We start from the raw sequence: 24,583 nt of genomic DNA, 5'->3' as shown, positions 1-24,583 counted from the left end.
TACTTTCTTGTTTCTAAATATGTTATAATGACTAACAAAGAAAAGTTTAGGGAGTAATGAATGATTTCTTGGTTAATCAGAATTTTTAAGGGAATTGTCATCGCGCTAGGATTTATTCTCCCTGGGGTATCTGGTGGAGTTTTAGCCACTATTTTGGGGATTTACGAGCGGATGATTTATTTTTTAGCGCATATAAAAGAGAATTTTCGTGAAAATGTACTTTATTTTTTACCTGTTGGTATTGGAATGGTTTTAGGGATTGCACTATTTTCCCTGCCAGTTGAATATCTCTTAGAGCATTATAAAATCATTGTTTTATGGGGATTTGCAGGAGCGATTATCGGTACGATTCCAAGCTTGCTAAAGGAATCTATCAGAGAATCTGATCGCGACCGAACTGATGTTATTTGGTTCGTAGCCACTTTTTTCATTTCTGGGATTTGCCTTTATTTCCTCAATAGTTTCGTTGGAACGTTACCTGCAAATTTCTTGACTTTTATTTTAGCTGGTGCCCTTATCGCACTGGGAATTCTCGTTCCAGGTTTAAGTCCTTCAAATTTGCTCTTGATTTTGGGACTGTATTCCCCGATGCTAATCGGTTTTAAATCTTTAGATATTTTGGGAACCTTTTTACCAATCGGAATTGGCGGTCTCCTCGCACTTGTGATTTTTTCAAAATCCATGAATTATGCTTTGGAAAATTATCATTCTCAAGTGTACCATTTTATCATTGGGATTGTCTTATCTAGTACTGTTCTCATCTTGGTACCAAACCCTGGAAATAGCGAAAGTATTCATTATGCTAATACTTCTATCATCACCTTCGTTACTGCTGCGTTCTTCTTTGGATTAGGAACTTGGCTGGGCGCTTGGATGAGCCAATTGGAGGAAAAGTATAAATAATGGCTAAAAAAACAAAAATTAAGAAAACTCTTGTAGAACAAATTTTGACAAAAGCAAAAATCCCTCACAAAGGCCTTCAAATCAATGCTTTAGAAGGACAATTGCCCAAAGGAATAGAGCGCTCACAGATTTACAAAACATTGGCTCTAACAGGCGATAAAACAGGGACAATTATTGGGATTTTGCCCATAACAGAACATCTAGCTGAAAAAAAGCTGGCCAAAATATCTGGTAACAAAAAAGTAAGCATGATTCCGCAAAAAGATTTAGAAAAGACGACTGGCTACATTCACGGAGCAAATAATCCTGTCGGCATTCGTCAAAAACACCACTTTCCTATTTACATTGACAATTCAGCTTTAACAGATGAGACTATTATTGTATCGGCTGGAGAATTAGGACACAGTATTGAAATTAACGCAGAGGATTTAGCTCATTTTGTCGAGGCGACCTTTGCAGATTTAAAAGAGGATTCAAAATAGAAAGGAAACTGTATGAAACTCTACTTCGTTCGACACGGGAAAACTCAATGGAATTTAGAAGGACGCTTTCAAGGAGCCAATGGTGATTCACCGCTGCTTGAGACTTCTATTGAAGAATTGCACTTGCTTGGAAAAAACATGGCTCACATTAAATTTGACAAGATTTTTTCAAGTGATTTACCACGCGCAATGGCAACTGCACAGATTATCAATAGTGAAAATCATTTTTCACAAGTCATTGAGTCACATGCCGAGTTGCGTGAATGGCAACTAGGCTCCCTAGAAGGACAAAAGGTTTCTACGATTACGGCTATCTATCCTCACCAAATGGAAGCTTTCCGTCACAATCTAGCGAAATTTAACAACTCTATTTTTGGTGCGGAATCAGTCTACAATACTACACGACGTACAATAGACTTTATTAAATCACAAAAAGGACAATCTTATGAAAATCTTCTTTTTGTTGGTCATGGAGCGAATTTAACCGCTTCTTTACGTTTGTTATTAGGTTATGACTTTGCTCAACTTCGCCAGCAGGGCGGTCTTACAAATGGAAGTGTCACCATTCTTGAAACACAAGATTTTGAGCATTTTACACTTCTTGATTGGAACAATGTTGACCACTTAGAAGCAATTAAAACTGTGAGCGTATAAAATCACGGTTTTTCTTTATTTATAGATGAATTTCTGCCTTATTTATGATAGAATGAGGAAGGTAAACTTTAGGAGGAAGAATATGACTACTGAACATATTGAAGAATTAAATGACCAGCAACTGATTCGTCGTGAAAAAATGGCTGCTTTAGCAGAACAAGGTATTGATCCATTTGGTAAACGTTTTGAACGTACTGCAGATTCTGCCCAATTAAAAGAAAAATATAGTGATAAAACAAAAGAAGAACTACATGAATTAGCGGAAACTGCTACCATTGCGGGACGACTTATGACCAAGCGCGGGAAAGGCAAAGTCGGTTTTGCTCATATCCAAGACCGTGAAGGTCAAATTCAAATCTATGTTAGAAAAGATACTGTTGGTGAAGAAAATTATCAAATTTTCAAAAAGGCAGATATTGGGGACTTCCTTGGTATTGAAGGTGAGGTTATGCGCACAGATATGGGAGAGCTGTCAATCAAAGCAACTCACATCACACACCTCTCTAAAGCACTTCGTCCATTACCAGAAAAATTCCATGGACTAACAGACGTTGAAACGATTTATCGTAAGCGTTATTTGGATTTAATTTCCAATCGGGAAAGCTTTGAACGCTTCGTAACTCGCAGTCGTATCGTTTCAGAAATTCGCCGTTATCTTGATAACCAAGGCTTCCTTGAAGTTGAAACACCCGTTTTACATAATGAAGCTGGTGGTGCTGCTGCTCGTCCATTTATTACTCATCACAATGCACAAAATATTGATATGGTACTTCGTATCGCAACTGAATTGCACTTAAAACGTCTGATTGTTGGTGGTATGGAACGTGTTTATGAAATGGGACGCATTTTCCGTAACGAAGGAATGGATGCCACTCACAATCCTGAATTTACTACAATTGAAGCTTATCAGGCTTATGCGGATTTTGAGGATATCATGGACTTGACAGAAGGGATTATCCAAAGTGCAGCTAAAGCCGTTACAGATGCTGAAAGCGTCCCTTATCAAGGTACTGAAATCTTTATCGGTCGCAAATTTGCACGCAAGCATATGCTAGAAGCCATTAAAGAGCAGACGGGCATTGATTTCTGGAAAGAAATGACTCTCGAAGAAGCCACTGCACTAGCTAAGGAACATCATGTAACGGTTGAAAAGCATTTTACAGTCGGTCATATTATCAATGCTTTCTTTGAAGATTTTGTTGAGGATACCTTGATTCAACCTACATTTATTTATGGGCATCCAGTTGAAGTCTCGCCTCTTGCTAAGAAAAATACAGATGACCCACGCTTTACCGACCGCTTTGAACTCTTTATCGTTGGGCGCGAATTTGCCAATGCCTTTACCGAGTTGAACGATCCAATTGACCAATTATCGCGTTTTGAAGCGCAAGCCAAAGCTAAGGAACTCGGAGATGATGAAGCGACTGGTATCGACTACGACTATGTAGAAGCTCTTGAATACGGTATGCCACCAACTGGCGGCCTCGGAATTGGAATTGACCGCTTAATTATGCTGTTGACAGATGTCACTTCTATTCGTGACGTATTGCTCTTCCCTACGATGAAATAAACAATTTCTTATCAAATGAATACTGAGATAACAAAAATGACCTTGCTCCCTCGTTCAAGAGGGACAAGGTCATTTTTTAACTCTATCATAATTGAATTTTTTCGTTCAAAATTCTACTATAATCAAGAATTATTTCTTTTGCTCCATCATACGGCAAGTCATACACTACATTTGGCATATCTGCACAGGTTTAACAAGTAATCTACCATCATGTATTCCGCCAATAATTTTTCCATTATAATAGATAATAAATTCTCCCATCATAGCTCTATAACTAATATTATCTAATTCAGATACTTGTTCTAAAATAAAGTCTAAGTATTCTTTGCTTGATACCTTTTTTTATATCTCCTTTAATTACTAAAATTTCAATAGTCCATTTTTGTCAAACTTAAAATTTGGTCCCCATGCAACTTCCCAGTAATATCCATCTAAATCAGAAAAATAGGCGTGATATCCACCCCAAAAGGTGTCTTGTGGTTCTTTTACAATTCTTCCACCAGCATTTCGTACTAATTCAATTACACTATCAACATCTTCTTTTTGTTCAACATTGTACGCTAATGTAATTCCAGAAAATCCATTTCTCTTTGGTGGGTTATGTTCATCAATATCTTTTGCCAATTGTTCTAAAGGAAATAGTTCAAATTTTGTTCCTGGAGTATTGAAAAAACATACTGGCGGATTATTTTCTTTACAGTCAGTCTTATATCCTAAACCATCTCTGTAAAACTTTATTGACTTTTCCATATCGCTAACACCTAAACAAATACAAGTAATCTTATTCATTACTACCTCCATAATTTCTAATTAACTCTCATCTAATAAATTAAGATTTGTCTTTCTCATCTGGCTTTCGCAGGTTTCTTTTCCGGAAGTTCAGCATACATACCATCCAGAAGTTCCAGAATTAGAGCCTTATCATCAAAACTATCAAATACATGCATCAAGGTTTTTGAATCTTCATACGGATAACGCAGTTCGGAATCTGCAAGCAGTCTATCCGATGTCGGCGTTCTCTTTAAAAACAGTTCATTATTGCAAATGTCACCTATCAGCTTACCATTAAAATATACAAGGTATCCGCCCATCATAGATTTTATGACAATATCGCCGGATTTAGAAAAACTATCGCGAACATATTCATTAATTTCATTCACCTTGATTATCCCCCTCCAAATTCAAATTTATCTATATCGCCCTAATCTTATCATTTATTAATTTGATAAACGCTATCACTGTTTCTCCTATCATCGGAAGCCCGTAAGGACTAAATAGGAAGCCGATAATCAATCCTGATATACCTATTCCGACTTTTCCTTGATTGAAAGAAGCTAATGTTCCAAATATGCAACATCATAACGATATACAACAACGCCGTTCCTATGCCAAGCAAGAATGTCAGAAAAGTTGTTAAAATTGATAAGATAAGACTAATCGGGAATAAGATAATTTTCAATATAAATCGCATACACTACCTCTTTTTCAAATCCAATATTTGCGTTTGATTTTTTCGCCATTTTATACTCGTTTCATATTTTAGTTACATCCATTTTACCACATTTCAAGCAAGTAAAAAAGCACGATCACAGCGCTCGTACCTATTTTAATATCTTCCTATAAATTTTTCTTTTGCAATTTTAGTATATCGTTTAATAAACTTACACTTTGCATCAGTGTAGCCGTCTCTATCATGTTCAAATTTCTTCCATAAGTTCAGCTTTAAATGCTCATATTCTTTCGCTACATTATGATTCTCACGTAAGTAATCTCTGAAGTACAGTTCATCGTTATCTCCGACAACTCTAATGTGAAGATGAAAGACTTTTTCTGCAAAACCTTGCTCCGTGTATCCTTTATTTAATGAGATTCGTCGTGTACTTTGACTCATGCATAGCCAATTATTTTCAACAAGAATATTTTTCACTATTTCTAGTTCTTCTGCTAATCGAACCTCAAGTAATATATCTACTATATTCTTTGCCCATATATTTTGAACCGCAGTACTACCAATATGAAATATTCTTACTATATATTTAGCTGGTATCAGGGACAAAATAGCAGTTGCTTCCTCATCATACCAATCCGCCCATTCTTTATTATGTTTTACAAGAAATATGGGAAACAACTGCCATAATTCTTCTAAACTCATATCTTCTAATTTTTTACTCAATCTGTACTCCACTAGTTTGCATTTATTTCTCACATTTATTATCATTATAACATTTTCAATGTGCATCAGGCGTTTATTATTTCTGATTAAAACTTTTAGCTATCACTACACGAAAAAACAAGTCCAATCTAATCGGACTTGTTTCTTTTTATTTTTATAAGGAGTTTACATAACGATCGACTGCTAGGATAGCACCTGCAATATCAGATGCTGAAATCTTAAACGGCATCTGATGAATGGTTTCACCTTCAATAGTAGCTTGCTTACCAACCTTGAGCAAATCATCATAGCTGGCATTTTCTAAATACATTTCTGCCAAGGTCGTGGGCATACCAATTTTCTGATAGAAACGAATATATTTTTCCAACTCCTCTTTTGGACGGTTTTCAAGAAAGAGCTGTGTTAGCGTTCCATAAGCTACTTTTTCTCCATGAGTCAGATGATGAATATCACCAGTCAGAGCTGTAAATCCATTGTGAATGGCATGAGCAGCAGCCAATCCACCACTTTCAAAACCAACACCGCTGAGAAGCGTATTAGCCTCAATGATATGCTCAAGAGCTGGTGTTACCACCTGCGCCTCACAAGCAGCCAGTGCTTGTAAACCATCTGCAAAAAGAGTTTCTTCACATTTTTGAGCAATAGCTGCGCCTGCTAAAGTCTGTCTTTGTCCCAGCATGGTCTCTCCATTTGCCTGCATAACCGCACGCGCTTCAACCCAAGTCGCTAAACCATCTGCAATTCCAGAAGCCAACAAGCGCTTTGGAGCTTGAGCAATGACCTTTGAATCTACTAGAACAAGATCTGGGTTCTTGGTGTAAAAAATATATTTTTCAAATGCTCCTTCCTCGGTATAAATTACTGAAAGAGCTGATGTTGGTGCATCTGTCGAAGCAATAGTCGGTGCAATCACGACGGGATTTCCCAATAAATCTGCAATTGCCTTAGCACTGTCAATTGTTTTTCCACCACCAAGACCAATCACTAGATCTGCTCCATCTTTTTCAGCTAAAGCAGCTACCCGATTGATTTCATTATCCGAAGCTTCACCATTAAAACTGACATGCAATACATGAAGTCCATAGCGAGTAAGACAGGATTGGAACTTCTTTCCTACAATTTGATAAACAGTGTTGTCACAAAGCAAAACTGGATGGTTTCCTAAGTTCAAAATCTGTTTTACATTTTCAAATAAGGCATCTTCACCTTGAATATAGCGAGAAGGGCTTGCAAAAGTTCTCATAAAATACCTCTTCCTACGCAAAAATGGAGATTAGATGTACTTTTTACCATGAATGAATGACCAATCTGCTGCAAAATCATTTACTGCCTTTGAAATAGACGGCATAGCAAAAGCTGCTTCAAAGACATCCGCACCTGCTGTAATAGCATGGGCACCATCAGCAAAAGCCTTGTTGACTTGTCCTACATTTTTAAAGGAAGCTGCTAAAATTTTGCTAGATGAACCTTCTTTCGCAATCGCATCTGCCAATTGGCCAATAACTACATCTGAATCAATGTTCAAATTTTCCATACGGTTATAATAAGGAGCTAAATAATCTGCGCCTGCTTGAATGGCTAATAAACCTTGGAAAATGGTATAAATAGCAGTTGCCGTAATCTTGTAACCTTCTGCTTTTAAAACTTTTATAGCGGCTAAACCTTCAGGGGTTACAGGTACTTTGACAAACACATTTCCACTACACTGTTTGCGAATTTCAGCTGCATCTTTTAAAATTCCCTGATAATCTTTGGCAACAACCTGAATATGAATGGAAGGAGCTTCCTCAATAATTTCTCTAACTTCTTGGATACGTTTAAAGAAATCAATCTCTCCCTCTTTTTTAGCGATGGTCGGGTTAGAAGTCACTCCTGCCAAGGGGAGAACTTGCGACCATTTTTTTATTTCTTCTACATTTAATGTATCAAGCATGAATTCCATAAACTGGACCTCTTTTATAATGTGTGTTCTGTACGTCCGATAATATCATCTTGTGTTGCTTTTGAGAGTACATTGAAGAATGCCGAATATCCTGCAACACGCACAATCAAATCACGGTGTTTTTCAGGATGCTTTTGCGCATCAATCAAGGTTTCTCTAGAAACAACATTGTATTGAATATGATAACCGTGCAAACGGTTAAAGAACGTACGAAGTAAAGCAATCAATTTAATTTTATCTTCTTCCTTAGACAAGGTCTGAGGATTCACTTTTTGATTGAGCAGAACCCCCCCAACGATTTCATCTGTCGGCAATTTAGAAACAGATTTCAATACAGAAGTCGGACCATTCTTGTCCATATTGTGAGATGGAGAACAGCCTTCAGCGAGCGGTGTCCCTGCATTGCGGCCATCTGGTGTCGCCAAAGTACCGCGACCTTGACCAACATTGGCTGAAATAGAAGATGTTCCTGAGTAGCGGATACCGCCAATTGGACCGCGTCCATAACGGGTATTTGGATATTTAGCGATTTCATCCACATAAATATCGTAAGCATCAGTCACCAGCTTATCCGCATAATCATCATCATTACCATATTTCGGTGCATCATGAATCAACATCTCTTGAATTTCCTTGCCACGCTCACCTGCATAGTCCGTTTCAAGCGCATGCCAGAGTTCAGCTGGAGTCAGTTTTCCTTCTTCAAAGACTAGCTTCTTGATTGCTGCTAGTGAGTCTGATAGATTGGCAATACCGACTTGGAGACCAGAAATATAGTCATAGACAGCTCCCCCCTCTTTCAAATGCTTACCGCGTCCGATACAATCATCTGTCAAAGCTGAGCAGAGGATATCCGGCACTTCTCTTTCAAGAGACAGGTCGATAGAATTTTCCACGATGACACTCATACGAGTCAAGTGGCGCAAAGTCTTGTCCCAAGCCGTTTGCAACTCAGCAAAGCTCTTCATGTCTTTAAAATGACCAAAGCTTGGTGCAAAACGCTTGCCAGATGCGGGATCAATTCCATCGTTCATAGTGATGAGAAGCACCTTAGGAAAATTCATATAGCTCATTCCCGTGCAACGATAACCCCATTTACCTGGCACAGCTGTCTCCACACAGCCGATAGCACTGTAGTCGTATGCATCTTCTTCCAAAACGCCTTTGGCAATAAAGGACGGAATAATAATCTCGTCATTATTGAAAGCAGGCATTCCAAAACCTAGTTTCATAACTTCTATGCATTCGTTCATAAAACGAGCATCTAGACCAGCATGGTAGCGAACTGTTAAGTTCGGCTGTGGCAAATGCGTCTGTGCAACAGATCTCAAAACCAGATATGAAAGGGGATTTACAGCATCTTTTTTATCACGTGTTTGTCCACCAATTGTCACATTTTGATACAAAGGACTACCAGCAGATGAGAAAGTATGAGCCTGACTGCGTACTTTATTGATCGTAATCGTCTTAATCCAAAGATTGGTTAAGCGTTCGACAATGCTTTCTTCCGTCTCGCGACCAGCTTCCAAGTCCGACTTAACATAAGGATACATGTATTGGTCAAAGCGCCCATAAGAGAGGGAGTGACCATTAGACTCAATCTGTAAAATACACTGGATAAACCAGACAGACTGAATAGCTTCAGCAAACGTTTCCGCTGGTTCGTAAGGCACTTTGGAGCAAATTCGAGCAATTTCCAATAATTCCTGACGGCGCTCTGGGCTTGCAGACTCTGCCATATCTTGAGCTAATTTGACAAAACGATCCGCATAAGCTTTCACAGCATCCACTACAATGAAAATTGAATCATAGAAATGATATTTATCAATACTAGCCGGATCTGTCAAATCCAAGGCCTCCTTAGCTGCCCGAGCTTTTTCTTCAAAACCTTTCAAACCATATTGAAGCAATTTTTGATAGTTGACTGCCAAGTGAGCATCACCAGAGTTCATCTTTCCTTCCATGCCAAAGAAGCCAGTTTCCATATAAACCTGAACTTCTTCTGGAAGTAAAGCCCCAGCTCTAGCACGGAGGTTATTGTTTTCCCAGAAGGGAGCGATGCTCCGGATTTGTTCTTTGGTTTCCTCTGTAATATAGAAAACATCACCGTCGCGCTTTTCAAAAAGATCTAATTCATTGAGTACAAATTCTAAAGTATACTCTGGGAAAATAGGTGCATCTTTATTAGATGAAGCCTGATTTCCAACAATCATGGTCTCATCTTCAATATAAAGCGTCATATTTTCCAAAATTTCCTTAAGCATATAAGCACGCTTCAGAACATTTGGCTTTTCTTTATGCTCTTGATAAGCTCTTGTTGCAAGAACAGCACGTTCAGCATCAATATAAGGTTTCTTGTCCAGCACATCTTCCCGATACTTGTTCATTCGGTCCGTTAAACTACCAAAATAACTTGTTTGTATAGTCGTTTTTTCTATTTCTTTTACATTAGTCATCACAGCACAACCTTTCTTATGAAATTATTTTTATTTCTTTCGTAACTATTGTAGCACGCAAGATGCAAAAATTCAATCATTTATAATCAATTATCAAATTAAAGATTTTTTGCACATTTGTGCTCAATCAACATTAAAATAATTTCTTTACAGTGATACAATGTAGTTTATCCTTCCGCTTTCAGTTCATTACTGTAAGCAAGATTGTCTTGGAATTTAAAGAATGGGAAATAGATGAGAGTGGACATAGCTAAAATGACAACTTGGATGAGAGCACCCTGCCATCCTGCTACTAAGAAACCAGAAATAATAGCTGGTGTACTCCATGGCAAGGTCACCCCTGAAAATGGCTGCATAAAGCCAATTGCTATAGAACCATAAACAATTACAGCCGCTAAAACAGGTACAAGAATAAAAGGCAAGAACATGACGGGATTCATAACAATTGGAAACCCAAACACAACTGGTTCATTGACATTAAAGATTGCTGGAAAAGCAGCAACCTTTCCTAGTGCTTTGTATTGTTTAGACTTAGCTGCAAAGAGCATGGCTACCACCAAACCAAAAGTAATACCAGAACCAGACAAAATAAGGAAACTATCCAAGAATTGCTGAGTGACAATGTGAGCACCTTTTCCAACAGATAACTTTCCAGCAGCAAGCAAGGCTTTATTAGCATCCAGATTTGAAAGTAAGAGAGCGGTCACTACACCATTGACAACAGATTGTCCGTGTACACCAAACCACCATAGGAAAGAGATGAAAAAGGCAATACCGATTGCACCGTAAAGGGAACCAGTCAATCCTTGTAGCGGTACTTGAATCACACCGTAAATCATTTCGATAAAAGTACCACCCTTTGTCAGCATTTTAGCAAGAATATAGACTACCATGGAAAGGAAGAATATCACAAAAGCTGGAATCATAGCCTCAAATTGCTTGGCGATCGCTTGAGGAACTTGCTCTGGCATCTTAATAACAATATGTTTTTGAATAAACATGGTATAGATACTACCGACAACCAAACCAATAATAATGGCTCCAATAATCCCCTGACCGCCAAACCAAATCTTGGCAATTGCGTCTGTAATTTCTTCACCTTTTTCTGGAATATAAGAAGATTTTAAAAGAATGAAGAAAGAAGACACAGATAACACACCTGCCGGCAACGGCTCTACACCACTATTTTTAGCATAAGAATATCCTATGGAGAAACAGGAAATCAAACCCATAATCGCAAAAGTTCCTGAGTAAACCTGCATAAACGGCTCGGTCCAATTTTTTCCAAAAATGCCTGCAATCGCCTGATTGAGGCCTTCAAATGGTAACTGTCCTACAATCAGAAAGATACTTCCAACAACTGTCAAGGGCAGAATTGCCAACATACCATCCTTTAAGGCAATAATACCGCGCATATTGACAAATTTCATAATCGGCGCAATAATTTTTTGAGTATCTATTTTAGCCATAACTAAGCTCCTTGTTTTTGTTCCAAAAGCCCCAAAGCGAGATTCAATACTTTTTTACCATCTAGCATGCCATAGTCCGCCATTGGAATGACCGCAATTGGAATATGGTTCTCTTCGCAAATGGCAGCTGACTTATCCAAAGTATAAGCTACTTGTGGTCCTAACAAAGCAACATCCAAGTTTGGTGCATAATCTGCTAACTTGGCCTGAGAATAAGCATCAATCTCAACCTCTAAATCAGCTTCTTTCGCAGCTATTTTCATATTATTGACCAACATTCCTGTTGAAAAACCTGCTGCACAAAACAACCCAATTTTAATCATATCTTCATCCTCCTGATGATTTATTTTTTCACTTGTAATTCTTTTCTCAAGTCAATGATTTCCTTGATAAGATTAATTTCTGTAATACTGGTCATCAAATGATCCTGAGAGTGGACAAACAAAGCTGTAATTTCTGTCTTTGTTCCCCCCGCTTCCTGTGCCAAAAACTCCGTTTGAAGATTATGAGCTTCTAATAATGCCTGATCTGCCAATTCTAGATATTCATTACACTTTTCAAACTCACCATTTTTTGCTAATGACAAAGCTTGGTAAATATGCTGTTTGGCATCCCCAGCATGCAAGATTAACCCCATAATGATTTGATCAGCTACAATCACTTCCATATTTAACGTTACTCCTATTTTTATTTACAAAATATATCTTTCTTTTATTTGAAAGCGTTTTATTTTTGTTTGTAACTCAAATTTATCATCTTTCTCTTATTCCGTCAATATATCACTGAACAAATTCTCTTTTTTATATTTATCGCACATTTGTGCTTATCAAGTAAAATAAAAAGGGTCAGAATCATTATTCTTGACCTTTTGAAAATGAAATAATGAGGAAAAGGAGAACTTTTATAAACTACTAATTAACTGCACTATTATCCAATTCCAACACTTTTAAAATAGTTGCTTCATCTGTAACTAAATGGTTGACATACCCAGCACGTAAAACCGCCAAAATAGCGGCAGCTTTTTGACGACCATAGGCGAAAGCCAGACTGTGAGGAACTGTTTTTAAATAATCTAAAGAAATAGCAACTGTTCGATTTTGCAACTGTTCATCAACCAACTCACCATTTTCATCAAAAAAGCGGCAACAAATTTCTCCGACAGCTCCTTCATTTTCCACTGTACGAAAATCTTCAGCCGTCAGCATATCCAACCACTGCCGATTCTTTTCATCCACTTGTCCGCCAATACCAACAACAACCACATCTAGTTCTTGCCAACTTCTTTTTAAGTCCTCAAAATATTTAGAAGATAAAATTCCTTTTGCTAAGCTCTCGTCTTCCTGTATAATCGTCGCATTCATAAAGCGACAATCCCCATGGTATTTATTAGCCATACTGTAAATGAGGGTATTAACATGATAACGAGCATGAATATGGCTAGGTCCGCCAGCCAATGGAAAAAAATGCACATTATTCAAGTGCCGACTGCCCGAGTGTTCTACCAAGAGACTAAGACTCTTTCCCCATGAAAATCCAACTTTAGCATTGTCATCAATCATCCCCCGAAGCATTCCTGCCGCTGATTGAGCTAACCGCTGCTCCAAATCAGAAGGTGAATCATCCACTTGATTTGCTACGATTTCAAGTCCTTTTAACCCATACTTCTCTTTCACTACATTTTCTAAATGAAACAAACGCGTATCAAAGGCTTCAATCTCGATTTTGACAATGCCTTCCTTTTTAGCTTCAGCCAGCATACGACTCACAGTTGTCCGATAAATCCCTGTCTCTGCTGCAATTTCTGCCTGACTTTTCTCCTCTACATAATAAAGATAAGCAATCTTAGCTAATAGCCTTTTTCTTTCACTTTTCATCTTATCTCCCTCTACTTATCAGACTAGAGTCAATTTGATATTGGCTGCTTTTAAGCGTTGAACCGCGGCTGTCGGAATAGCTTGATCGGTTACCACCTGCGAAACCTGTTTCAAACCAAAGCGCTTGACAGTCCCTCTTTTATCAAATTTACTCGAATCTGTTAACACAATCATTTTATCAGATGCTTCCGACATATATTGCACCACTTCGCTACGCATTAAATCCTTACCTGTAAAACCAAGCTCTTCATCATAGCCATCAGTCCCTACAAAAGCATGTTCTACATGGAAAAATTGAATCATTTCCTTAAGTAAAGGACCGACCGTAACTTGCGAATCGTTCTGAAATTCACCGCCTAGCAAGATAATCTTGCAAGAATCTACTTTTCTCACATAGTCTGCGATAAAATAAGAATTTGTAATAATTTTCACGTTCTTCTTAGTACGACAGATTTCTTCAGCTAACAGAGCACAAGTTGAACCAGATTCAATGATAATCGTTTCATTGTCTGCAACAATTTTTGCCGCTTCTTGTGCTATCTTTCGCTTGGTATCATAATGAAAAGAAAGCCGGACATTCAAGTCATCACCACTATTTAAGACCGCATAACCGTGCTCCCGATGAAGCAAGCCTTTCATTTCCAGCTTATCCAAATCTTTCCGAATCGTTACTTTAGAGACTTTTAATTTATCAGATAAAGTATTAACATCAATTTTTTCAAACTCCGAAACGAGCTTAACGATTTCATCTAAACGTTCCATCTTATTCACCTCATTCTTTATTTTAACAGAATTTAAGGAATAAATAAAATAAAAAATAGTTTCATTCGTAATTGTTTTTCTTTCGTTTGTTTGATATAATAAAAGAAAATAAGCAAGAAAAGAGTGTACATCATGAGTGCAGAAAAAGGAATCATCTTTAATATTCAACATTTTAGTATTCACGACGGACCAGGAATTCGGACAACTGTTTTTCTAAAAGGCTGTCCCTTACGCTGTCCTTGGTGTGCCAATCCAGAATCTCAGAAATTTAAACCTGAGCCCATGTTAGACGCTTCTAGCAAAAAGACTATCACCATGGGAGAGGAAAAAAGCGTTGAAGAGATTATCAAAGAAGTTCTCAAAGATAGAGAATTTTATGAAGAATCAGGTGGGGGCCTGACTTTGTCTGGTGGAGAAATCTTTGCTCAGTTTGAATTTGCCAAAGCAATCCTTAAAGCTGCCAAAGAAAAAGGTATCCATACAGCGATTGAAACGACAGCCTTTGTAGATCATAACAAATTCGTTGATTTGCTCCAGTATGTAGATTTTATCTATACTGACTTAAAACATTACAACACCATCAATCACCGCAAAGTCACAGGGGTCAAAAATGAACTAATTATCAAAAATATTCATTATGCTTTTTCGCAACAAAAAACCATTGTCCTGCGTATTCCTGTTATCCCTAGCTTTAATGACTCTCTAGAAGATGCCGAACAATTTGCTATTTTATTTAAAAAATTATCTATTGACCAAGTACAACTCTTACCTTTTCATCAATTCGGTGAAAATAAATATAAATTACTAAAACGTTCTTATGAAATGGAAAATGTGCAAGCTCTACATCCGGAAGACCTCTATGATTATCAGCAAGTTTTTCTTGATTATGAAATCAACTGTTATTTTTAGATCCTCTTTTTCTCCAAAAAACAATCCATTTCTTACGAAATGGATTGTTTTTTTATCTTTTCTTGGGCAGATGCAACGACATCTGCAAGGCTGGTTTTACTCAGTTCTTTTTCCATTGCTACTTGAATTTCTGATAATTTATCATCTAAAACGAAATGAATATTTCTGCCAATGGGACAAGACGGATTGGGATGTTCATGAAAGCTAAAGAGTTGCCCAGATTTGCCTAGACTTTCTACTGCTTGATAGACATCTAAAAGGGTAATGTCTTTTAAATCTTTCCTGATGATAGCTCCGCCCGTTCCACGCGCAACGGAAATCAAGCCTGCGCTTTTCAACTGTGATAATGTCTTGCGAATAATGACAGGATTTACTCCAACGCTATCAGCTAAAAAATCACTAGTTACCTTATGTTCTTGACATTCTAGTGCTATAACAGTCAGCATGTGCGTGGCAATGGTGAAACGACTCGAAATTTGCATGTAAAACTCCTTTCATTTGCTGATTCTATTACTAGTATACTTTATTTATGTTGTAACTTCAAGTGTTACTTCTTAAAAACTCCTTGAGATGTGCAACATAATCTTCTCGCTCACTAATCGCCCGAAGTAAATCATGATTATGCGTATGATGAATTCCATTGACTAAACTTTCGTAATACACTTCATAATAAGGCAACTTCAATATTCTCGCCATTTCCAGTTCTTTATTTACATCATAAGCCACTCGTCGAAAATCGACATCTGCTAATCCCTGTTCATCAATTTTTAAAATAGCATACTGAGCTCGCAGATCCTTTCGCAAACAAGCATCTAGAAAAAACGGCTGACCGATAGATCCCGGATTGATAATCATCTGTCCCCCCGTCGCATAACGAAGAAATTGCTGATGAATATGACCATAAATGGCAATGGCACAATTGTTACCTTCAAACAGACGATCAAAATTCTCTTGTTGACCAATATGAATCAACTCTCGTCCCCAATTTTTATCTGGCAAATGATGAGTCACAGCAATTTCTAAATCGCCAACTTTTGTCAAAAGCTGCAAAGGCAATTCATGCAATCGGTTCAGTTCTTCAGGTGTGACTTCTTCCAAAAGATACTGGCATAAACAAACCATATATAAATGACTAGGGCGACTGATATCTAATTTCCCATGAAGGGCATTCCAAATGCTATCCTCCCAATTTCCCCGCACTTGGAGACTGATTGGTAAAGTAGCCATTAAGTCGAGAATCTTCCTTCGACCCGTTCCCGGTGCCAATAAATCTCCCAAAAACCAGTAATCGGTCACCTGTTCCTTTTTAGCGTCCGCCAAAACAGCTTCTAATGCCGTTACATTTCCATGAATATCTGATAATAAAGCAATTTTTCGTTTCATTGTACCGTTTCATCTGTCCTTTATAAAATATTATAACAAACCAAGAAAAAACTTCCACTCCCAAGTTTGAGTGAAAGTTTTACTGCCTCATCAATCTACCGACTTCAACGCTTCCAACATGTCAATACGCCTCAATATTGCATTGACCATAAAGCCTAAGACAATCAAAATCATGATGATAGAAAAGACTGGTACAAGATATACAAACACCGATACTGCCGGATTGAGAAGAAAGGCGTCTGGGGCAATCGTCTCTAAAAGGGAGCGATGTAAAATATTTCCTAAAAACAAGCCTACAATAATACCAATAACAGACAAAAGAATGGTCTCTCGATAAATGTAAAGCGTGACTTCTTTATTATGAAATCCCAATACTTTAATCGTTGATAATTCTCGAATCCGCTCTGCAACATTGATATTCATCAAATTATAAAGAATCACAATGGCTAGTAAAATAGAGGCAACAGTTAAAATCTGCATTACAAAGCCAAGAGATTTGACAATGACATCAATTTGTTCCAAAATCCCCGTATTTTGTACGACTGCTCGCACACCAGTTAATTTCATGAAGGCTGCTGCGGTATCCTGCACATTTTTGCTAGAGGAATCTTTCAATTTTATCAGATAAGCATTTTCTTGGAACTTACGAGCAAATACCGTTTGATAATAGTCCTGATTCATAAAGATAAAATGCCCTGCGTACATTTCAGTGATACCAGAAACTTTGATTTTATAGCGTTTTCCTTCATCGGATGTCACCTCAAAAGTATCTCCAACAGAAACATGCATAATGGTTGCTAATTTCTGAGAAATGACCGCTCCATGCGAAGACAAGTTCAAGCTCGCTTTGCTTTGACTATCATATAACTCTATGAAATGATGAAAATCCTTGCCTGTTGTCACAAATAACGCGAGAGACTGTTCATCTTTAGCACCCTTGATTTTTTTGGTAAATGTTTCTTGATAAATACCGCGTTTTTTAGCTATTTTTTTATCTGCTAATAAATGATTGATTGCTGCTTGCTCGTCTGATTTGAGATGATGTTTTTGCGAAATGACCGCATCGTATTTGATAATTTCTCCATACTGCCGATTTCCCATACCTTCCATGGAAGAAGACATCCCCAAACCGGCAAATAAGAGGGCGACGGAGCCTGCCACACCAAAAATGGTCATCAGCATTCTTTGCTTGTAACGAAAGATATTTCGAGCCGTCACTTTTTGCGTAAAGCTAAGCCGACGCCAGATGAAGTCAATCCGCTCTAGCAAGATTTTTGAGCCTTTGGTAGGTGCCTTGGGCAACAATAATTGAGATGGTTTTTCTTTCAATTCTTTGTGAGCAATATAAAGGGCTGGTACAACGCCACACAAGACCGAGCACACGAGAGCAATGAGACTGATTTCCCAATAAAAGTTTAATCGCAAAGCTGGATAAGTTGATGTCTTAAAAATCGTTTTCCCTAAGATGTAGGGTAAGAAATAAGTACCTAACAAACTTCCCATTACTGTACCTAACAAACTTGAAACCAAGCCATAGACGACAAATTTCTTAACGACATCTTGGTTCCGATAACCCAAAGCTTTTAAAACACCTGCATTTGTGCGTTCTTCGCTGACAAAACGCGTCATTGTCGTTACCGTTACAAGGGCAGCTACCAGATACAGTACAATCGGGAAAGCATTCCCTACAGCTGAGATGCCATAAGCACGATTCCCCGTTGTTGTGTACTCGTCAGCTCCTGGAAATGTCCGACGTGTATACACACGGTAGGTTGGTACAGACAAACCAGCTACTTCATCTTTTGCCTTTTGAATGTCTGCTTGCCCATTTTTTATTTTTGTTTCAGCATCTTTCTTTTGCTTTTCGTATTCAGTTTTTTTATCGTTCAATGTTGCCTGAGCTTGGTCCAATTGTGCCTGACCGTCTGCGATTTGTTGTTTTGCTTGTGCTAATCGGACTTGACCTGCTTGGTAGTCAGCTTGTTTATTTTTTAAGGTTGCCTGACCACTTTGATATTGAGCCAAGCCTGCATCATATTCAGCTTGTTTCGCATTCAATGCCTCAGCTGCAGATTGGTATTGGGCAAGTCCTGCTTGATAAAGCGCTTCTTGGCTTTTGTACTGCGACAGTCCAGTTTGAAATTCAGCCTGCTTTTGCTCCAGTTCTGTACGGACAAGATTTAATTTTGCTTCTTCTTGTGCTAGTTGAGTTTGTGCTGCCACAATTTCAGGCACTGTTGCTGGATCAATTCCTTGTGCTTGTAGCGCAGCTATTTTGGTCTGCAAATCCACTTTAGCTGCTGCTAATTGAACTTGACCTTTTTCCAATTCCGCCTGCGCTATGGCTAATGTAGCTTGAGTATTTGTTACATTTTCTTTTGCAGCAGACAACTGACTAGCTGCCTGATCTAATTGGGTTTTCATTTGGTTCAATTGTGCCCAACCTGAAGAAAGTTGAGCAGTGGCTGTATCCAATTTTGCTTTTGAGCTTGCTAAAGTTTGTTCAGCCTGTGCAATTTGAGCAGCTCCTTGCGCCAGCAAGCTTTCTTTTTCAGTTATCTGACCTTGAGCAGCCTCTAAATCTGCTCTTTTTTGATCAATTTGGTCCTGCGCAGTCCTTAGTTGCTGTCTGACATCTGCCAATACTTGTTGAGAAGTTCGAATTTTTGCTTCGCCTTCCGCAATTTTTGTCTGTGCTTGTTTTTTTATCTCTGATAAACGATTTTTCCCATTATCAGCCACTAGCTTTTCCAGCTCATTTTCATACTGTTTTACCTTTTTTCGATAGGAATCTCCAAAAGAATTAAGTGTTTTTAAATCGTCATACTTCAAACGAGCAACTGTATAGACTGAACTTTGAAATGTTTTTGGCATCACCACTGCATAAGCAGATAAGGTCCCACTCCCTGAGTTAGAATTGCCAAGAGAAATCGTCGAAGCCAATTCACTTGAATTGACGAATCCCGTCACCGTAAAGGTATGCTGCTTCAAAGCATACTCATTGGTTCCTTCCTCGTTTAAAGTAATGCTATCGCCAATCTTGTATTTTCCTTGATAAAAACTAGCCAAAGCCACTTGATTTTCCTTGGTTGGAAAATGACCTGAGACAAGCTTGAACTTAGAAATATTAGTTGTCTGAGAAAAAACTCGAACAGAAGTTGAACTATCGCCAATCACCGTATCTGTAAAATAACCATATTCTACCTGTGCATTTGGGATTGTATTCAGTTCTTTTTGGTCAGCTTTGCTAACACCATAGTCTGACATCACTGCCAAATCCATCATTTTCATCTGTGAAAGATAACGATTGGCTGAATTTTCAATGTCTGGACTGGCTGCTTTCAGTCCTACTAGCGCAAAAGAACCTAACATCATCAAAAACATAATGGACAGAAAGCGTCCTTTGGACTGACGAAAAGAGAGCCAGATATCCTTATTTAGAATGGATTTTTTCATATCACCACTCCTCACTAATACTCTAGACTTGCGATATCTTGAGGATGTTCATTCAAAGTGACGGACTGAATCCGTGCATCATGCATACGAATCACGCGGTCTGCAATCGGAGCTAACGCACCATTGTGAGTCACGATAATCACTGTCGCACCTTGCTTGCGCGACATATCTTGAAGGATTTGCAGTACTTGCTTACCTGTTTTATAATCTAGCGCACCTGTTGGTTCATCACAAAGCAAAATTTTAGGATTTTTTGCCACGGCACGCGCAATGGAAACCCGTTGCTGCTCGCCGCCAGATAATTGAGCAGGAAAATTATGCAGCCGATTTCCCAAACCAACTGCTGCTAACGCCTCTGCTGCATCCTGTGCATCTTGAACAATTTCCGAAGCCAGCTCAACATTTTCTAACGCCGTCAGATTAGGAACTAAATTATAAAATTGAAAGACGAAACCAACATCATTTCTCCGATAGTCTGTCAGTTGATAAGCGTTGTAATGCGCTATATTTTGCCCATCAATCAGGACATCTCCCTCGTCATTACTATCCATTCCACCAAGAATGTTCAGAATCGTCGATTTTCCAGCACCAGAAGCTCCAAGAATGATGACCAATTCTCCTTTTTCGATGTCCAAAGAGATATCATTGTTGGCAATAATTTCTGTGTCTCCCATTTGATATCGTTTGTAACTATGCTTCATTTCAATATAAGCCATCGTCTTTTCCTCTTTCAGTTTCCATGTCCAATTAAATAAACAAGCTGTTGATTAGATCCTATCTTTATTATAAAATAGACTTAACATAAAGGCAATCATCAATCATCAACAGAGTGTTCATTTAAGGAGTATTATGATGCAAAATCGGCAAACATCAACTAAACAACACATCAGAGAAGCTCTCATTCAACTCTTGTTAGAAGAAAAATTTGAAACAATTTCCGTTAGTAAACTCTGCCAGCGGGCAGGTATCAATCGTGGAACTTTTTACCTTCACTATCTTGATAAATACGATTTAATCGAAACGCTAAAAGGAGAAATTATCGCCCAATTGCGCAAAAATTTTGAAGAAACGACAAACACGCGCGACCTACTCATTGCCAATCTAAGCTATCTCCAACAAAACCATGACCTGATTTATGCCGTTTCTCAAAGTCATTACCTCAATTTCCGTGAAACAATCCGTGAGTTTATGCTTAGCATTTTAACGAACGAACAGCACAGACTTCAAACCGAATACTTTTTAAAAGAAAATTTCACCATTTCTGAAAAATATGCGCTTGAAGTTTTTCTATCTAGTGTAGAGGGCATTATCTCACTTTGGATTTCAAGTGGAGTTAAAGAAACACCTGAAGAAATGACCGATACGATTTTACAAACCTTTGATTATGACGCTTGGCAATGATAAAATGAAAAAACTCTATTTCTAAAAGGGATTTTCCCAATTAGAGATAGAGTTTTTAATATACATCTTTTCTAGCTTAGTTTTCACTATCATCTGAGCGTGATTTTCTAGCAATATCAGCCAAAATATGGTCTACAAATTCTGCAACTGTTTCTGTATGCGTTTGTTTGCTACCATAACGACGAACATTTACTGTACCGTCTGCTTGTTCCTTGTCCCCTACAATCAATTGGTAAGGAACTTTATGGGTTTGACTTTGACGAATCTTGTATTGCATTTTCTCATTGCGTTCATCAACATCCACGCGGACACCACGATTGCGCAGTTCTTTCGCCACTTTCCAAGCATAGTCAGCATGTGCTTCATTAGAAATCGGAATAACCGTCACTTGATGAGGAGCAAGCCAAGTTGGGAAAGCACCTTTGTATGTTTCAATCAAGTAAGCAATAAAGCGTTCCATAGTAGATACAATACCACGGTGAATCATGACTGGACGATGCTCTTCACCGTCTGCTCCGACATAATGAAGGTCGAAACGTTCTGGTAGCAAGAAGTCCAATTGAATAGTGGAAAGGGTTTCTTCATTCCCAAGAGCCGTTTTTACTTGGACATCCAATTTAGGACCGTAGAAAGCAGCTTCGCCTTCTGCCTCAAAGTAGTCCAAACCTAAGTCATCCATTGCTCCTTTTAACATGCGTTGAGCATTTTCCCACATTTCATCATTATCAAAATATTTATGTTTGTCATTCGGGTCACGATAAGACAGACGGAAACGATAATCTGTGATATTAAAGTCTTTGTAAACGTCAATCATCAAATCCAGCACATGTTTAAATTCTTCTTGAATTTGCTCTGGCATGACAAATAAGTGAGAATCGTTTAGGGTCATTTCACGAACACGTTGGAGTCCTGAAAGTGCACCTGATTTTTCAAAGCGATGCATCATACCAAGTTCCGCAATACGAATAGGTAACTCACGATAAGAATGAACATGGTTTTTATAAACCTCAATATGGTGTGGGCAATTCATCGGACGAAGAACAAATTGTTCACCGTCTCCCATATCCATTGGCGGGAACATATCTTCTTGGTAATGTTCCCAGTGACCAGAAGTTTTGTATAAATCCACACTTGCAAGCGGTGGCGTATACACGTGTTGGTAGCCGTCATTGACTTCGCGGTCTGTAATATAGCGCTCTACGATACGACGAATAGTCGCACCATCTGGAAGCCAGAATGGAAGACCTTGCCCAACTTCAGGAGAAATCATGAAAAGATCCAACTCTTTACCGAGCTTACGGTGGTCACGTTCCTTCGCTTCTTCACGCATTTGAAGATAGTTTTTCAAATCTTTCTTATCAAACCAAGCTGTACCATAAATCCGTTGCATCATAGCATTATCGCTATTTCCACGCCAGTAAGCACCCGCTACATTTAACAAATGGAAAATTTGAATACGTCCAGTTGACGGGACATGAGGTCCACGACAGAGATCCACATATTCACCTTGACGGTAGATTGTCAAACCACCTTCATCTTCTGAATGCTCCTCAATCAATTCCAACTTGTAAGGATCATTCTTGAAAATTTCTCGCGCTTGATCTTTTGTCACTTCTTCGCGAATTGACGGGAAATTCTCCTTGACAATCTTCTTCATTTCTTCTTCGATACGAGGAAGATCTTCGTTGGAAATTTGTCCTGCGGTATTGTCTGTATCATAGTAAAATCCGTCCTGAATAGCTGGACCGACACCCAAGTGAATGTCTGGGAAGAGACGACGAGCAGCTTGGGCAAAGAGATGAGCAGCCGAATGGCGCAAAATAGGAAGAGCATCTTCATGGTCAGGTGTCACAATTTCGATGCTACCGTCTTCTGTGATAGGACGAGTGGTATCGATGAGTTTGCCGTTGAATTTACCAGCCAAGGCTTTCTTTGCCAAGGAATTGCTGATAGACTGAGCAATATCAAAAGTTGTGCTGCCACTTTCGTATTCATGAACAGCGCCATCTGGGAAAGTAATCTTAATCATAGTTTTCTCCTTTAATATCTATTTTATTTGTATTGGGCAATTTTAAGAGCCTGGCAATCTTTTCAGCAGTCTCCTTTTCCGATCGACTACCATCTGTCATGAGACTGGGATAGCCTAATTTCTGAGCTTCCTTCCGCACCATTTGGGCAAACAGAATGTCCCGCTGCATCCAGTTTTCAAAAGCTTGCTCAGGATTGGATGTTCCCTCTAAGACATAAGGAACCCATTCTCTCTGTTTATAATGCTTTTTCTGAAAATCAGCTGTCGGAGTCAAGCATAGATAGGAAACCGCTGGTTCTTCAAGACTTTTTATCAGGTGAGGCAGAAGCCCTGCTCCCTCCACCAAGAGGGCTTTGTCTTGATCTTTTATCAAGCAAGATTTCACATAAGGAAAAATCTCTTCATAAAAGCGCCATTCTTCATCTGCCATCTCTTCTGGATTTCTCATCCAGATTTGTTCCGGATTTCTGTCCTGTCTAAGAAGGCAAATCGGTCGTGAGTCTACACTTGCTTGACTCATCATCTCGTCTACCAAATCATCCAGCTTGATATGAAGCAAATCGTACTTCCGAGCAAGAAGGGAAGCGAGCGTTGATTTCCCGCTGCAGGGTGATCCGCCAATCATATAGAGCATAACTTTTTCTCCCTTCAACAAAATAAAAAAAACGACATCCCGAAAAGGACGTCGCAACGTGGTTCCACCTTCATTCATGTACAACAAAAAAGTTTGTTGACACCTCTGATTGGCTCTAACGTAGCCACCGTTTTATGTTTGCATAAAAGCTAACAGAGTAGTCTCAACTGCCTTCCTCTGCGCGATTTTCAGCTCCACGCGCTCTCTAAAAGATTCCAGTCAGCGATATGTCTCTAAAAAGTATTATAGCACGATTGAAAAATTTTGCAAGTCCTATGATTAAAGTGTATTGTGTTTTGGAACCATTCGAAACAGCACAGCTCTAAAACCTAATAGCTTTAGGTAACTGTCTCATGATGGTTTTGGAACCATTCGAAACAGCACAGCTCTAAAACCTCTTTAGCAAGTTGCTTGCGTTCAGAACGGTTTTGGAACCATTCGAAACAGCACAGCAAGTTAAAATAAGGCTTTGTCCGTATCCAACTT

The 24,583-nt window shown here is 38.6% G+C and carries 23 protein-coding genes and 2 pseudogenes; 6 read left to right on the top strand and 19 right to left on the bottom strand.

Translation table 11 applies throughout. The annotated features are described in order from the left end of the window. The first annotated feature begins 60 nt into the window (after positions 1 to 60). From HMPREF2634_RS07305 to lysS, 4 genes are all read left to right on the top strand, one after another. Complete coding sequence (locus HMPREF2634_RS07305; protein ID WP_003041101.1) at positions 61 to 903, top strand: DUF368 domain-containing protein; 843 nt, start codon at positions 61 to 63, stop codon at positions 901 to 903. After that, entirely contained in the window at positions 903 to 1,385 is a 483-nt protein-coding gene (locus HMPREF2634_RS07300; RefSeq protein ID WP_003023920.1) for an aminoacyl-tRNA deacylase, read from the top strand. The genes HMPREF2634_RS07305 and HMPREF2634_RS07300 overlap by 1 nt, the downstream gene beginning before the upstream one ends. A 12-nt stretch (positions 1,386 to 1,397) precedes the next feature. Next, the gene (locus HMPREF2634_RS07295) at positions 1,398 to 2,039 is read left to right on the top strand and encodes a histidine phosphatase family protein (RefSeq protein ID WP_021001874.1); all 642 of its coding nucleotides are present in this window, start codon (positions 1,398 to 1,400) and stop codon (positions 2,037 to 2,039) included. Positions 2,040 to 2,121: 82 nt separating this feature from the next. Continuing rightward, positions 2,122 to 3,609, top strand: a complete 1,488-nt coding sequence (gene lysS / locus HMPREF2634_RS07290) for a lysine--tRNA ligase (RefSeq protein WP_021001875.1) — start codon at positions 2,122 to 2,124, stop codon at positions 3,607 to 3,609. Positions 3,610 to 3,733: 124 nt separating this feature from the next. On the opposite strand, the pseudogene HMPREF2634_RS10245 reads toward lysS, so the two are convergent. The 13 genes and pseudogenes from HMPREF2634_RS10245 to HMPREF2634_RS07235 form a co-directional block, all read right to left on the bottom strand. Further along, positions 3,734 to 3,873, bottom strand: a pseudogene (locus tag HMPREF2634_RS10245) (competence protein TfoX); the annotation flags it as partial. Between the two features lie 96 nt (positions 3,874 to 3,969). After that, positions 3,970 to 4,398: a VOC family protein gene (locus HMPREF2634_RS07285; RefSeq protein ID WP_003032481.1), complete on the bottom strand. Its 429-nt coding sequence runs from the start codon at positions 4,396 to 4,398 to the stop codon at positions 3,970 to 3,972. A 56-nt stretch (positions 4,399 to 4,454) separates the two neighbouring features. Then, positions 4,455 to 4,769, bottom strand: a complete 315-nt coding sequence (locus HMPREF2634_RS07280) for a TfoX/Sxy family protein (protein WP_003032465.1) — start codon at positions 4,767 to 4,769, stop codon at positions 4,455 to 4,457. A gap of 31 nt (positions 4,770 to 4,800) precedes the next feature. Then, positions 4,801 to 5,080 (bottom strand): annotated as a pseudogene (locus HMPREF2634_RS09775) (CD1845 family protein). 135 nt (positions 5,081 to 5,215) lie between these two features. After that, positions 5,216 to 5,782: a GrpB family protein gene (locus HMPREF2634_RS07275; RefSeq protein ID WP_041784126.1), complete on the bottom strand. Its 567-nt coding sequence runs from the start codon at positions 5,780 to 5,782 to the stop codon at positions 5,216 to 5,218. Positions 5,783 to 5,936: 154 nt separating this feature from the next. Then, positions 5,937 to 7,025 carry a glycerol dehydrogenase gene (locus HMPREF2634_RS07270; protein WP_021001877.1) on the bottom strand — a complete coding sequence of 363 codons (1,089 nt, stop codon included), beginning with the start codon at positions 7,023 to 7,025 and terminating at the stop codon, positions 5,937 to 5,939. Between the two features lie 30 nt (positions 7,026 to 7,055). Further along, positions 7,056 to 7,724 carry a fructose-6-phosphate aldolase gene (locus HMPREF2634_RS07265; protein ID WP_021001878.1) on the bottom strand — a complete coding sequence of 223 codons (669 nt, stop codon included), beginning with the start codon at positions 7,722 to 7,724 and terminating at the stop codon, positions 7,056 to 7,058. A gap of 14 nt (positions 7,725 to 7,738) precedes the next feature. Beyond that, positions 7,739 to 10,180, bottom strand: coding sequence for a glycyl radical protein (locus HMPREF2634_RS07260; RefSeq protein WP_021001879.1), 2,442 nt, complete (start codon positions 10,178 to 10,180; stop codon positions 7,739 to 7,741). Between the two features lie 167 nt (positions 10,181 to 10,347). Then, entirely contained in the window at positions 10,348 to 11,649 is a 1,302-nt protein-coding gene (locus HMPREF2634_RS07255; RefSeq protein WP_003032486.1) for a PTS sugar transporter subunit IIC, read from the bottom strand. A gap of 2 nt (positions 11,650 to 11,651) precedes the next feature. Further along, a complete protein-coding gene (locus tag HMPREF2634_RS07250; RefSeq protein WP_021001880.1) occupies positions 11,652 to 11,972 on the bottom strand; it encodes a PTS sugar transporter subunit IIB in 321 nt (106 codons plus the stop codon). A 20-nt stretch (positions 11,973 to 11,992) separates the two neighbouring features. Then, the gene (locus HMPREF2634_RS07245; RefSeq protein ID WP_003023891.1) at positions 11,993 to 12,316 is read right to left on the bottom strand and encodes a PTS lactose/cellobiose transporter subunit IIA; all 324 of its coding nucleotides are present in this window, start codon (positions 12,314 to 12,316) and stop codon (positions 11,993 to 11,995) included. A 244-nt stretch (positions 12,317 to 12,560) separates the two neighbouring features. After that, a complete protein-coding gene (locus HMPREF2634_RS07240; protein WP_057489723.1) occupies positions 12,561 to 13,523 on the bottom strand; it encodes a sugar-binding transcriptional regulator in 963 nt (320 codons plus the stop codon). An 18-nt stretch (positions 13,524 to 13,541) separates the two neighbouring features. After that, positions 13,542 to 14,285: a DeoR/GlpR family DNA-binding transcription regulator gene (locus HMPREF2634_RS07235; protein ID WP_003028982.1), complete on the bottom strand. Its 744-nt coding sequence runs from the start codon at positions 14,283 to 14,285 to the stop codon at positions 13,542 to 13,544. A 132-nt stretch (positions 14,286 to 14,417) separates the two neighbouring features. Between HMPREF2634_RS07235 and HMPREF2634_RS07230 the strand changes: the two genes are divergently transcribed. Then, positions 14,418 to 15,194, top strand: coding sequence for a glycyl-radical enzyme activating protein (locus tag HMPREF2634_RS07230; RefSeq protein ID WP_003023885.1), 777 nt, complete (start codon positions 14,418 to 14,420; stop codon positions 15,192 to 15,194). Positions 15,195 to 15,226: 32 nt separating this feature from the next. Here the strand turns inward: HMPREF2634_RS07230 and HMPREF2634_RS07225 are convergent, their stop codons facing one another. The 4 genes from HMPREF2634_RS07225 to HMPREF2634_RS07210 all read right to left on the bottom strand — a co-directional run bounded on the left by HMPREF2634_RS07225 (position 15,227) and on the right by HMPREF2634_RS07210 (position 20,749). Further along, a complete protein-coding gene (locus HMPREF2634_RS07225; protein ID WP_021001882.1) occupies positions 15,227 to 15,676 on the bottom strand; it encodes an Rrf2 family transcriptional regulator in 450 nt (149 codons plus the stop codon). Between the two features lie 58 nt (positions 15,677 to 15,734). Next, positions 15,735 to 16,577, bottom strand: a complete 843-nt coding sequence (locus HMPREF2634_RS07220) for a metallophosphoesterase family protein (protein WP_021001883.1) — start codon at positions 16,575 to 16,577, stop codon at positions 15,735 to 15,737. A 90-nt stretch (positions 16,578 to 16,667) separates the two neighbouring features. Continuing rightward, positions 16,668 to 20,033: an FtsX-like permease family protein gene (locus HMPREF2634_RS07215; protein ID WP_021001884.1), complete on the bottom strand. Its 3,366-nt coding sequence runs from the start codon at positions 20,031 to 20,033 to the stop codon at positions 16,668 to 16,670. 14 nt (positions 20,034 to 20,047) lie between these two features. Beyond that, positions 20,048 to 20,749, bottom strand: coding sequence for an ABC transporter ATP-binding protein (locus HMPREF2634_RS07210; protein WP_070836430.1), 702 nt, complete (start codon positions 20,747 to 20,749; stop codon positions 20,048 to 20,050). A gap of 133 nt (positions 20,750 to 20,882) precedes the next feature. Between HMPREF2634_RS07210 and HMPREF2634_RS07205 the strand changes: the two genes are divergently transcribed. Continuing rightward, positions 20,883 to 21,434: a TetR/AcrR family transcriptional regulator gene (locus HMPREF2634_RS07205; protein ID WP_021001885.1), complete on the top strand. Its 552-nt coding sequence runs from the start codon at positions 20,883 to 20,885 to the stop codon at positions 21,432 to 21,434. Positions 21,435 to 21,510: 76 nt separating this feature from the next. Here HMPREF2634_RS07205 and thrS read toward each other — a convergent pair whose 3' ends face one another. Both thrS and HMPREF2634_RS07195 read right to left on the bottom strand, forming a co-directional pair. Further along, positions 21,511 to 23,463: a threonine--tRNA ligase gene (gene thrS, locus HMPREF2634_RS07200; RefSeq protein ID WP_021001886.1), complete on the bottom strand. Its 1,953-nt coding sequence runs from the start codon at positions 23,461 to 23,463 to the stop codon at positions 21,511 to 21,513. Continuing rightward, positions 23,456 to 24,097 carry an adenylate kinase family protein gene (locus tag HMPREF2634_RS07195; protein WP_021001887.1) on the bottom strand — a complete coding sequence of 214 codons (642 nt, stop codon included), beginning with the start codon at positions 24,095 to 24,097 and terminating at the stop codon, positions 23,456 to 23,458. The genes thrS and HMPREF2634_RS07195 overlap by 8 nt, the downstream gene beginning before the upstream one ends. Positions 24,098 to 24,583: the final 486 nt, after the last annotated feature.

This window comes from Streptococcus sp. HMSC034B03, from assembly GCF_001838575.1.
GTDB classification, from domain to species: Bacteria; Bacillota; Bacilli; order Lactobacillales; family Streptococcaceae; genus Streptococcus; species Streptococcus anginosus.
Note: the sequence above shows the minus strand (reverse complement) of the source record. Positions and strands in the feature narration are given on the sequence as shown.